The following is an 11,683-nucleotide window of genomic DNA, read 5'->3' as shown; positions in this document are numbered from 1 at the left end:
TGCTCCGTATTCGTCTTGATGCAAAAGGCCGCACTCGGAGGCGCGGCCTTTAAAGAAAGTCGGGTGCGAAAAGTGCCCGCCGGTCAGTCGATGGCTTCCACTTCGTCGAGTGCATCGGGCTCGGTGGGCTCGGGCTGGACCTCGTCAGCCTCGATCGCCGGAGCCTCCTCGTCCTGGGCCGCATCTTCGGTCGCCTGGGCGTCGGTCGCTGCGTCGTCTTCGATCGCCTCGGCGGCATCGGTGCCCTCGGGCAGCTCTTCGGTCTGGGTAACCGCGTCTCCGCTGGCCTCGCCTTCGGCGGGCGCCGCTTCCTCAGCCGGAGCCTCGCCCTCAGCCGGAGCCTCGCCCTCGGCGGGGGCAGCTTCTGCAGCGGGCGCCTCGGGCAGCGGCACCGGGTCGTCCGAAAGCGTGCGCAGGAACGCGATCAGATTGGCGCGGTCCATGGGGTTGGACAGGCCCGCAAAGGTCATGCGGGTGCCCGGTGCGAAATTGCGTGGAGATTCGAGGAACGCGTCCATGTTTTCGTAATCCCATGAGGCGCCTTCGTCACGAAGCGCGACCAGCGCGTCCGAATAGTTGAAGCCCTCGTGGTGCGCGACCGTCTGGCCGACGATGTCGTAAATGCCGGGGCCCGTCCGGTTGGTGTTGGCGGGCGAATAGTCGTGACATGACTGGCAGCGGTTGATCAACTGCTCACCGGCCTCGGCGGTCGCGGTCTGCATGCGCACGGCGATCGGCTCGATCTCGGGGGCAGCCGCCACTTCGCCGCCCTCGGTGGGCTCGGGTTCGGGCAGCAGATAGGTCGCGCCGCGGTTCTCGATGGGGTGATAGATCGCCTCGGCAAGAAAGCCGATCCCCATCACGAACACGAGCGCGCCGAGAATGGCGCCGAAAATCTTGTTGAGTTCAAACGAATTCATAGTCTCGGTCTCTCCGTACCGTTCGGGCGCATACGGCGCATGTGTGAGATCGCTGCTCGGCACCGTCCGGAACGTATCGGAAGCCGGATGGATGCGTCCCCGCGTCCATCGGCATATCCCGGATTCGCCCCGCAACGCCGCGCGCGGACCATATAATAGAAGGTTTGGCGCGCGCAACTGCGATAACCCGGGTGCGACAATTCCCTCGCCCCGCCCTTGGGAGCCACCCCCGCGCCCCGGCCCCGCCCAGATTGACTCGGACCCGCGCCAGAGCCATTAGTGGCGCCCATCCGGGCAGACAGGGAACAGCATAATGGGTCGCAAAATCGCCTTTCAGGGAGAACTGGGCGCGTTCAGCCATGCTACGGCACAGGCGGTGTTCCCCCAGGACGACCCCATGCCCTGCGTTACCTTCGAGCAGACAATCGCCGCGGTCCAGGACGGGGACGCCGAGTTTGCCGTGGTGCCGGTGGAAAACTCCCTTTACGGGCGCATCACCGACATCCACCACATCCTGCCCGAAAGCGGGCTCCACATCATCGGCGAGCATTACCTGCCCATCCGGATGAACCTTCTGGGCCTGCCCGGGGTCACCCTCGCGGAAATCGAGGCGGTCCAGTCGCTCTCGGTGGCGCTCGGCCAGTGCCGGAAATTCATCGCCGCCCACAAGCTGCGCACCATCAATGCCGTGGACACCGCCGGCTCGGCCCGAGAGGTCGCCGAAAGGGGCGACCGCACCATCGCGGCCATCGCCTCGCGATTCGCCGCCCGGACCTATGGGCTGGATGTCGTCGCCGAGAACATCGAGGACGCAGAGCACAACACCACCCGCTTCCTCGTGATGTCGCGCGAGCCCGTGCGCCCCGAGCCCGCCGGCCGGCGCATCAAGACCACCTTCGTCTTCCGTGTGCGCAACGTTCCTGCCGCGCTCTACAAGGCCATGGGCGGGTTCGCCACCAATGGGGTGAACATGACCAAGCTCGAAAGCTACATGGTCAATGGCAGCTTCACCGCCACCCAGTTCTACGCCGATATCGAGGGCCACCCAGACGATCACAACGTCGCCCTCGCGCTCGAGGAACTGGGCTTTTTCTCGGACCATTTCCGGATTCTGGGGGTCTATCCGGTCGCCGAGATCGGACCCGCGACGTAAAGAGGGGCCCTTGCAAAGCCGGGCACAATGTAACACATAGGGTCCGGGAGGTTGGTGGCGGACGAACCGCTCGCCAACTGGGTCAGGTCCGGAAGGAAGCAGCCCTAACGAGTCCGGCACGGGTCGTCGTCAGCCTCCTGCCTTTATGGTGATGGCCGGTCCCTCGGGCAGGGGACCGAAAAGGCCGTCCTTACCGGTTCCGATGGGTCCGCAACGCGTGATGGCAACCCCCGACAACCCGGCCGCACCCTATCAGGTTCTGGCGCGCAAATACCGGCCCGCGAGCTTTGAGAGCCTCGTGGGGCAGGACGCCATGGTGCGCACGCTGGCCAATGCGTTCCGCTCGGGCCGCATCCACCACGCCTTCATCCTCACCGGGGTGCGCGGGGTCGGCAAGACCACCACGGCACGCATTCTGGCCCGGGCCTTCAACTACGCCGATGACAGCGGGGCCCACCCCACGCTCGATCTCTCGATCGAGGGCGTCCACTGCGCCGAGATCATCGCGGGCACCCATGTGGACGTGATGGAGATGGACGCCGCGTCCAACACCGGCATCGACGCCATCCGCGAAATCAACGCGATGACCCGCACCCCCCCGATGGCGGCACCCTACAAGGTGTTCATCATCGACGAGGTGCACATGCTCTCCACCTCAGCGTTCAACGGGCTGCTCAAGACGCTCGAGGAACCGCCCCCTTATGTGAAGTTCATCTTCGCGACCACCGAGATCCGCAAGGTTCCGGTCACCATCCTCTCGCGCTGCCAGCGCTTCGATCTGCGCCGCATCGCGCCCGAAACCATGACCGAGTACCTCTCGGGCCTGCTCGAGCGCGAATCGATCGCTGCCCAGCCCGAGGCGCTCGCCATGATCGTGCGCGCCGGGGAAGGCTCGGTGCGCGATTGCCTCTCGCTGACCGACCAGGCCATTGCCCATGGCGATGGCGAGGTCACCGCCGAGGCTGTCCGCGACATGCTGGGTCTGGCCGACCGGGCCCGGGTCATCGATCTGTTTGAAAAGCTCATGGGTGGCGATATCGCGGGCGCGCTTGGCGACACCCGCCATCTCTACGACACCGGCGCCGATCCCACCACGATCATCGCCGATCTGGCCGAGTTCACCCATCTGGTCACCCGCATCAAGATCGTGCCCGCCGCGGCCGACGATCCGGTGCTCACCCCCGACGAGCGCACCCGCGGCGCCGATTTCGCCGGCCGGCTGGGCATTCGCATCCTCACGCGCTCCTGGCAGATTCTCTCGCGCGGGCTTGTCGAAATCGCACAGGCCGCCAATGGCCTGCAGGCCGCCGAAATGGTGCTGGTGCGTCTCGCCCACGCCGCCGATCTGCCCTCGCCTGAGGATCTGATCGAAAAGCTCACCGCACGGGGCGCCGACGAGGCCGCGCCGCGCCCGGACATGCCGCGCCCCTCGGGCGGTGGGGGCGGCAATGGGGGCCAGGCTCTTGCCCGCGCCCATCCGGCCTCCGCGCCCATGGCTACGGCTCAGGCCCTGCCCATGCCCACCAGCTACGAGCAACTCGTGGCACTGGCGGCAGAAAAACGCGATATCCTCGTCAAGCACGCCCTCGAATCCGACATCCGCCCGGTGAGCTTTGAGCCCGGGCGCATCGAGATCTCGCTGGTCGAGGGCGCCAATCAGGCCATCGTCTCGACGCTTTCGGGGCGTCTCAAGGACTGGACCGGTCGTCCATGGATGGTCACGATCTCCGCGCGCAAGGTCGAGACCCCGACCCTGCGCGAACAGCGCGAGGCCGATGCGCGCACCGAACAGGACCAGGCGCTGAGCGATCCGCTGGTCAAGGCGGCGCTCGAGATGTTCCCGGGCAGCGAAATCGTCTATGCCGGCCCGGTCCGCAGAAGCGCGGCCGATGACACCGAGACGGACCAAGACCCCGATTACTCTCTTGAGGAAGAGGACGACTGATGAAGGATTTCATGGGCATGATGCAGAAGGCCCAGCAACTCCAGGAACGCGCCCAGCAGGTTCAGGCCGAAGCGGCCGAGCACGTGGTTGAGGGCAGCGCCGGCGCCGGCATGGTGTCGGTCTCGCTCACCGCCAAGGGCGATTTGCGCTCGATTCGGATCGATCCCAGCCTGCTCAAGCCCGAGGAGGCCGAAATCCTCGAGGATTTGATGGTCGCCGCCCACGCTGACGCCCGCAGCAAGGGCGAGGCGTTCCTGCAGGAGAAGATGAGCGAGATCACCGCCGGCCTCCCCATCCCCCCGGGCATGAAGCTGCCATTCTAGAGCAATTCTCGTTCTGACAGGTCAGAACGCGATCTTCTAGGTCATTGTTGTGTCGCGCTTCGGAGACGAAGCGCTCAAGGGAGCGCCTTCATGGCCCAGGCGTCGGGCGGACCCGAAATCGAACAACTCATCCAGCTGCTCTCGCGCCTGCCGGGCCTCGGCCCGCGCTCGGGCCGCCGCGCCGTCCTGCATCTGATCAAGAAAAAAGAACAGCTCATGATCCCGCTGTCGGCGGCGCTGGACAGGGCCGTCGAGGCGGTCCGGGTCTGCGCGTCGTGCGGCAATATCGATACCGCCTCGCCGTGCGGGATCTGTTCGGACCCAAGGCGCGCGGAATCGGGCATGCTGATCGTGGTCGAGGACGTGGCCGATCTCTGGGCGCTCGAGCGCGCCGGGGTCGGCGCGGTGCGCTATCATGTTCTGGGCGGGGTTCTCTCCCCGCTCGACGGGGTGGGCCCTGACGATCTCAATCTCGGGAGCCTGCTGGATCGCGCCGGCGAGTACGCCGAGATCGTTCTGGCCATCAACGCGACTGTCGAGGGCCAGACCACGGCCCATTACATCACCGACCGGCTCGCCGATTCAGGGGTCAAGGTCACCCGGCTGGCCCATGGCGTGCCCGTGGGCGGGGAACTCGATTATCTCGACGAAGGCACGCTGAGCCAGGCGCTCAAGGCGCGGACGTCCTTTTAACATGAGTTAACCAACACGGTCATTCGCTGCGCGCCACGTCGCCGCCGATGGAAAATGTTTACCTCTGCCTTCTAGCAATTGCCCCTGAACCTTGCCGGGGGAGGCACCATGATCGGGCAAATCGCGACCACGCTGGTTGAACATCACGATCTGCGCTTTGTGACGCTCGCCGGCACCATTTGCATCCTCTCCGCCTTTGCCTGCATTTCCATTCTGACCCACGCCCGTCGCGCCGACGGGCCATGGCGGCTTATCTGGGCCGGCGTCGCAGCGGTTTCGGTCGGCTTTGGGGTCTGGGCCACCCATTTCATCGCCATGCTTGCTTTCGATGTGGGCATTCCCGCGGGCTATGATCCCACGCTCACGGTAGGCTCGCTGATCATTGCCATTCTCGTATGCGGCGGCGGGCTGCTTGTCGCGACGCTTGGAAACCGGCCATCGGACCTGCTTTTGGGCGGGGCGATTGTGGGCATCGGCATTTCCGCGATGCATTTTGTCGGCATGAATGCCCTCCTGGTCGGAGGGAAAATCGCCTGGGACCCCACGCTGGTATCCATCTCGATCCTCACCGGCATCGGCTTTGGCGCCGCCGCGCTGCGGATCGGTGCCGTCGGCAAGCGCGTCGTCCGCCGCTGGGCGGGCGCGGGCCTGCTTACCCTGGCGGTGTGCTCCATGCATTTCACGGCCATGGCCGCGAGCAATTTCGAGAATTGCTATGCCATCGTGACCAACTCGGCACTTCGCGGCAGTACATTGTCGCTGGCGGTCGGCTTTGCGTCGATTTTCATCCTGCTGCTCGCCCTGGGCGGGCTTTATCTCAACGTTCGCGATCGCCGCAGGGCGCTTGAGGAAGTCGACCGCATGCGCGGGCTGGCCGATGCCGCGGTCGAAGGGCTGATCGTGTGCGACGGGGACACCATCGTCACCTTCAACGCCGCGTTCGGGCGCATTGTCGGCCTGCCGGCAGGTAAGCCGGCCACAAAGCCCCTCTCGCACTACCTCGACGAGCCGAGCTGGCTGGCGCTTACCGAATCTCCCGAAACGGCCATCGAGACCGAGATCCATTCCGCCGGCGGCGAGGTGATCCCGGTCGAAGCGGTGCTGCGCACCGTCGACTATGCCGGGCGTCCCCATCAGGCCATCGCGCTGCGCGATCTGCGGGCCCGCAAGGAGGCCGAGCGCCACATCCGGTTCCTCGCCCATCACGACGCCATGACCGGTCTGCCCAACCGCACCAGCTTTCATGCGCGGATCAACACCGAGCTGGCCCCGCGCGATGGCGCCCCCCGGCGCTTTGCCATCATGTGCCTGGACCTCGACCGCTTCAAGGACGTCAACGATCTGTTCGGTCACGCCGCGGGCGATGCGCTGCTCCAGCGGGTCGCCGACGCGATCTCGACCGCCATCGGACGCACCGGCTTTGCCGCGCGGCTGGGCGGCGACGAATTCGCGGTGATCGTCCCCGGGGTTTCGAATACCGGCCAGGCCACCACAATGGCCCGCGCGGTGCTCGAGGGCCTGGCCGCGGCCAATGAGGACGCAGGAACGAGTGGGGTCGCCTCCGCCTCGATCGGCATCGCCTTTTTCCCCGAGCACGGCACCGACCAGCAGGCGCTCATGACCCATGCCGACACCGCGCTCTATGCGGCCAAGGCCGAAGGCCCGGGCAGCTTCAGGATCTTCGAACCCGAAATGGGGGCCATCGCGCTCGACCGCCGCCAGACCGAGCATGATCTGCGCCATGCCGTCGCGCGCGAAGAGTTCTTCCTGGTCTACCAGCCCCAGAGCGAGCTCGCGTCGGGAACGATCACCGGGTTCGAGGCGCTCGTGCGCTGGAACCACCCCAAACGCGGCCAGGTCTCTCCGGCCCGCTTCATCCCTCTCGCCGAGGAAAGCGGGCTGATCATGGCCATCGGGGAATGGGTGCTGGTCACCGCCTGCCGGGAAGCGGCAAGCTGGGACCGCCCGCTCTCGGTCGCGGTCAACGTCTCGCCCGTGCAACTGCACGCGCCCCATTTTGCCACGTTGGTCGAGGAAACGCTGCTGGCCACCGGGCTCGATCCGGCCCGGCTCGAGATCGAGATCACCGAAACCGCGCTGACTCGCAACATGACCCGCGCGCTGTCCACCCTGCGCCGCATCAAGGCGCTGGGCGTCCGCATCGCCATGGACGATTTCGGCACGGGGTATTCCTCGCTCGCCAATCTTCGCGCCTTTCCCTTCGACAAGATCAAGGTGGACCAGTCCTTCGTGCGCCAGGTGCACGACAACCCCCAGTCCGCCGCAATCGTCCGGGCCGTTCTGGGGCTGGGCAAGGGCATGGGCCTGCCGGTGCTGGCCGAGGGCGTGGAAAACGACGACGAACTCGCCTTTTTGATCGCCGAAGTCTGCGACGCGGCCCAGGGCTATCTGCTCGGCCGCCCCGAACCGATCTCGGACTATCGGGCCCTTACCCATGAGCCCGAGGACAACAAGGTGTCCCTGCGCTCGCGGCGCACCGCCTGATGGCTTGCGAGCCCTAAGGCGAGATCCGGGCCCGGTCCTCGAAGTCCAGCCCCTCGATCCGCTCCCCGCGCCGTGTCACCTTGCCAGTCGATACGAGAATCTGGTCGATGTCGGCATTGGCCTGCCCGAAATGGGTCTTGAGCTTATGGACCCGCTCGCTCAGCCTGTTGACGTCCTCGAGCAGCACCGTGACTTCCTTCTGGATCACATGCGCCTGCTCGCGCATACGCACGTCGCGCAGCAGCGCCTGGATCACCTGGATCGAGAGCATCAGGAGCGAGGGCGAGACGATCACCACCCGCGCCCGCGCCGCGCGCTGGACCACGTCCTCGAACCGCTCGTGCAGATCGGCGAAGATCGATTCCGAGGGCACGAACATGAAGGCCGTGTCCTGGGTTTCTCCCGGGATCAGGTATTTGTCCGCGATCGCCTTGATATGGGTCGTGAAGTCACCCCGGAACGCCGCCATCGCCGCGCGCAGGGCCTCGGGGCCTTCGGCGGCGCCCAGCCGCTGCCAGCCCTCGAGCGGGAATTTGGCGTCCACCACCAGCGCCGGCGCGTCGTTGGGCATGAAGATCAGGGCGTCGGGCTGCGTGTTGTTCGAAAGCGTCGCCTGGAAGCTGTAGGCGCCCTGGGCCAGCCCATCGGCGATGATCGCCTCCATGCGCCCCTGTCCGAATGCCCCGCGCTGCTGCTTGTTGGACAGGATCGACTGCAGCGAGACGATCTCGCCTGAAAGCTGGGTGATGTTGGACTGCGCCCGGTCGATCACCGCCAGCCGCTCGTGGAGTTTCGAGAGCGTCTCCTCGGTCTTTTCCCGGCTCTCGGTCATCGAGCGGTTGACCCGGTGGCTCGAGGCCTCGATGCGCTCGGTCAAGACCCGGGCAAGGTCGGAGGTGCGCGAGCCGAAGATCTCGCTCATGGTCTGCATGCGGCCGGTCATTTCCGACTGCACCCGCATCATGTCGGCCAGATGCCGCTCGAGGTCCGTGCCCCGCCGGCCTTCCTCTGCCCTCTCGCGCGCCAGCCGCCCGTTGGCGCGCATCTGGAGCGCAAGCAGCACGACGAGCAGAACGATCGCCAGCCCTAGCCCGCCGGCCAGCGCCAGAAAAACCGGGACAGGCTGTCCGCCAATCTCAAAGAGCACCGTTTCCATAATGTTCTTGTTATCTGATTCGCGGCCTCCCATATGGGCTCTGCTTGACCGCCCGGGTGCAACTGCACTAAGCGAATGATCGAATTTCCCCGCAAAAGGCCCGCCGATGACCGTCCGACCCATCCTCGTATTGCCCGATCAGCGCCTGCGTCAGGTGGCCGAACCGGTGACCGCGTTCGACGACGACCTCGCCCGGACCGTCGAGGACATGTTCGACACCATGTACGAAGCGCCCGGCATCGGGCTTGCCGGCCCCCAGATCGGGGTGATGCAGCGCGTGGTGGTGATCGATCTCGCCGATGACGAGAACCCCGATTCCGGGCGCATCGCCATGATCAACCCCGAGATCGTTGCGATCAGCGACGAGACCGAGGTCAGCGAAGAGGGGTGCCTGTCGATCCCCGATCTCTACCACGAGGTCGAGCGCCCCGACGGGGTCACCGTGCGCTACTGGACGCCAAAGGGCGAGGAGGTGACGCGCCAGGCGACCGGCCGGCTTGCGGTGTGCATGCAGCACGAGATCGACCACCTCGACGGGGTGCTCTATATCGACTACCTCTCGCGGCTCAAGCGCGACCGGGTCATCAAGAAGTTTCAGAAGGCGGCCCGGCGCACGGGCTGATCCCGCTCCCCGATCCCGCCGGCCGGAAAGGACACCCCATGCGCGTCGTCTTCATGGGCACGCCGGACTTCGCCACGCCCACGCTCACTGAACTGGTCATGCGCGGCCATGACGTCGTCGCGTGCTATACCCGCGCGCCCCGCCCGGCGGGCCGGGGGCAGTCCGAGCGCAAATCCCCGGTCCACGAGGCAGCCGAAGGGTTTGGGGTGCCCGTCTTCACCCCGCGCAATTTCCGCGATCCCGCCGACGTGACGACCTTTTCCGCGCTCGGGGCCGATGTGGCCGTGGTCGTCGCCTATGGCCTTATTCTGCCCCCCGCGCTGCTCGAAGCGCCGACGCTCGGCTGCCTCAACCTTCACGGCTCGCTCCTGCCGCGCTGGCGCGGCGCCGCGCCCATCCAGCGGGCGATCATGGCCGGAGACGCGCGCACCGCGGTCTCGGTGATGAAGATGGAAGAGGGGCTCGACACCGGCCCGGTGGGCCTCGTGGAAGAAATCCCCATCGGCCCGACCATGACCGCGGGCGAGCTGCACGACGAGATGATGCGGCGCGGCGCCGATCTGATGGCCCGCGCGCTCGCCGCGCTCGACCGCGATGCCCTCGATTTCACAGCCCAGCCCGAAGAGGGCGTCACTTACGCGACCAAGATCGACAAGGCCGAAACAAGGATCGATTTCTCCCGTCCCGCCGCCGAGGTCCACAACCACATCCGCGGGCTTTCACCCTTTCCCGGCGCCTGGTTCGAGATCGCGCGCGAGGGGGCAAAGCCCATGCGGGTCAAGGCGCTCGCCTCGGTGCCGGCAGACGGCGCGGGCGCCCCCGGCACGGTTTTCGAAGGGCTCACCATCGCCTGCGGAGAGGGCGCCGTCCGGCTCACCCGCGTCCAGCGCGAGGGCCGGGGGCCCATGGATGGCGAGGCCTTCCTGCGCGGAGCCGGAGATCTCGTCGGCCAGCGCGTGGGCTGACCATGGCGCGCTACCGGGTCACCATCGAATATGACGGCACCGGCCTTGTCGGCTGGCAGCGTCAGGCCCAGGGCATGTCGGTGCAGGAAGCGCTCGAGACCGCGATCACCCGGTTTTCGGGCGAAGAGGCCCGCACCCAGACCGCCGGGCGCACCGATGCGGGCGTCCATGCCTTGGGACAGGTCGCCCATTTCGATCTTTCCGGCCAGTGGAAGCCCTTCCGGGTCCGCGAAGCGCTCAACCATCATCTGCGGCCCCACGCCATCGCCGTTCTCGAATGCGCCCAGGTGCCCGATACCTTCGAGGCGCGCTTCTCGGCCACGGCGAGGCATTACCAATACCGCATCCTCAACCGCCGGGCCCGCCCCGCGCTCGAGGCGAACCGGGTCTGGCACGTCCAGATCCCGCTCGACGCGGTGGCCATGCACGAGGCCGCCCAGACCATTCTGGGCCGGCACGATTTTACCACCTTCCGGGCGGCGGCCTGTCAGGCCAATTCACCCATCCGGTCGCTCGACCGGCTCGACGTGGACCGCGCGGGCGATCATGTGATCGTCCGCGCCTCGGCGCGTTCGTTCCTGCACCATCAGGTCCGCTCGCTGGTGGGCTCGCTCAGGCTGGTTGGGGAGGGCAAATGGCCGGTTCCCGAGATGCGCGCCGCGCTCGATGCGCAGGATCGCGCGCGTTGCGGGGCGCTCGCGCCGGCCGCCGGGCTCTATCTGGTGTCGGTGGACTATCCAGCCTGAGGCCCTGAACCTTTCAGCATATCCAGTCCTGACTGAATCAGAACCGGAGCTCCAAGTCTTTGAGCTTTAAAGCGCCGTCGTGTCGATCATTGGCGCCAGCATTGCCCCGATCACCACCAGCCCCACCATCATGCCGATGGCCTGCCCGATCATCAGCGCCACGATGCCGCCGAGCCTGAGGCCCACCACCAGCCGGGCGATGTTGATGCGCGCGATCAGCCCCACGATCAGCGCCGCGAACAGAACCACTTCGCTGCCCCCGATCAGCGGCCCCAGAAAGGCCAGCGCCAGAGAGATCACCGCGTTGACCCAGTTGTCGGCGGTCAGATAGGCGATGAACCGGTCCAGCTTGCCCATCAGCCGCAGCGTGATCCAGGTCGCCGCCACGAGCAGCGCATAGAGCACCACGTTGGTGAACAGCACGGTAAAGCTCGAAAGTGCGCCCTCTTCGGGCGCCGGGGTGGCCGCCGACAGCGCGAGGGTGACCCCGACCGCAACGAGCAGCGCGATGAAGCTCGAGACCAGCCCGCGCAGATCCGAGGCGAAATAGCTCGCGGCATCGGCCCGCCCGGCCAGCATGCGGATGCTGCCTGTGATGGCGTATCGGGCTTCTTGGATCATGCTGATGGGCTGGTCGGACACGCGTGGCTCTCGC

General features: G+C 66.5%; 11 protein-coding genes and 1 other RNA gene. 9 read left to right on the top strand and 3 right to left on the bottom strand.

The genetic code is table 11. From position 1 onward, the window contains the following. Positions 1-83: 83 nt before the first annotated feature. On the bottom strand, positions 84-920 hold the full coding sequence (locus EO136_RS10795) for a c-type cytochrome (RefSeq protein WP_127144423.1): 837 nt from the start codon (positions 918-920) through the stop codon (positions 84-86). 313 nt (positions 921-1,233) lie between these two features. On the opposite strand from EO136_RS10795, the gene EO136_RS10790 reads away from it, so the two are divergent. The 6 genes from EO136_RS10790 to EO136_RS10765 all read left to right on the top strand — a co-directional run bounded on the left by EO136_RS10790 (position 1,234) and on the right by EO136_RS10765 (position 7,539). Continuing rightward, positions 1,234-2,073, top strand: coding sequence for a prephenate dehydratase (locus tag EO136_RS10790; protein WP_127144422.1), 840 nt, complete (start codon positions 1,234-1,236; stop codon positions 2,071-2,073). 46 nt (positions 2,074-2,119) lie between these two features. Then, positions 2,120-2,214, top strand: an RNA gene (gene ffs, locus EO136_RS10785) — signal recognition particle sRNA small type. Between the two features lie 79 nt (positions 2,215-2,293). Continuing rightward, positions 2,294-4,018, top strand: coding sequence for a DNA polymerase III subunit gamma/tau (locus EO136_RS10780; RefSeq protein ID WP_206513311.1), 1,725 nt, complete (start codon positions 2,294-2,296; stop codon positions 4,016-4,018). Further along, positions 4,018-4,341: a YbaB/EbfC family nucleoid-associated protein gene (locus EO136_RS10775; protein ID WP_127144420.1), complete on the top strand. Its 324-nt coding sequence runs from the start codon at positions 4,018-4,020 to the stop codon at positions 4,339-4,341. The genes EO136_RS10780 and EO136_RS10775 overlap by 1 nt, the downstream gene beginning before the upstream one ends. A gap of 90 nt (positions 4,342-4,431) precedes the next feature. Continuing rightward, a complete protein-coding gene (recR, locus tag EO136_RS10770) occupies positions 4,432-5,034 on the top strand; it encodes a recombination mediator RecR (RefSeq protein ID WP_127144419.1) in 603 nt (200 codons plus the stop codon). Positions 5,035-5,142: 108 nt separating this feature from the next. Continuing rightward, entirely contained in the window at positions 5,143-7,539 is a 2,397-nt protein-coding gene (locus EO136_RS10765; RefSeq protein ID WP_127144418.1) for an EAL domain-containing protein, read from the top strand. A 13-nt stretch (positions 7,540-7,552) separates the two neighbouring features. Here EO136_RS10765 and EO136_RS10760 read toward each other — a convergent pair whose 3' ends face one another. After that, positions 7,553-8,695, bottom strand: coding sequence for a DNA recombination protein RmuC (locus EO136_RS10760; protein WP_127144417.1), 1,143 nt, complete (start codon positions 8,693-8,695; stop codon positions 7,553-7,555). Positions 8,696-8,801: 106 nt separating this feature from the next. Between EO136_RS10760 and def the strand changes: the two genes are divergently transcribed. From def to truA, 3 genes are read left to right on the top strand one after another with little or no spacing between them, the layout of a single operon-like run. Next, positions 8,802-9,317, top strand: coding sequence for a peptide deformylase (def, locus tag EO136_RS10755; RefSeq protein WP_127144416.1), 516 nt, complete (start codon positions 8,802-8,804; stop codon positions 9,315-9,317). Positions 9,318-9,355: 38 nt separating this feature from the next. Then, positions 9,356-10,282, top strand: coding sequence for a methionyl-tRNA formyltransferase (gene fmt, locus EO136_RS10750; RefSeq protein ID WP_127144415.1), 927 nt, complete (start codon positions 9,356-9,358; stop codon positions 10,280-10,282). A 2-nt stretch (positions 10,283-10,284) separates the two neighbouring features. Continuing rightward, positions 10,285-11,028: a tRNA pseudouridine(38-40) synthase TruA gene (truA, locus tag EO136_RS10745; RefSeq protein WP_127144414.1), complete on the top strand. Its 744-nt coding sequence runs from the start codon at positions 10,285-10,287 to the stop codon at positions 11,026-11,028. A 66-nt stretch (positions 11,029-11,094) separates the two neighbouring features. Here truA and EO136_RS10740 read toward each other — a convergent pair whose 3' ends face one another. Further along, positions 11,095-11,670 (bottom strand): hypothetical protein, encoded by a 576-nt coding sequence (locus tag EO136_RS10740; RefSeq protein ID WP_127144413.1) that lies wholly within the window; start codon positions 11,668-11,670, stop codon positions 11,095-11,097. Positions 11,671-11,683 lie beyond the last annotated feature (13 nt).

The sequence above is a fragment of the Pelagibacterium montanilacus genome, assembly GCF_003992665.1.
GTDB lineage: Bacteria > Pseudomonadota > Alphaproteobacteria > Rhizobiales > Devosiaceae > Pelagibacterium > Pelagibacterium montanilacus.
This window is presented reverse-complemented; position numbering and strand designations above follow the sequence as displayed.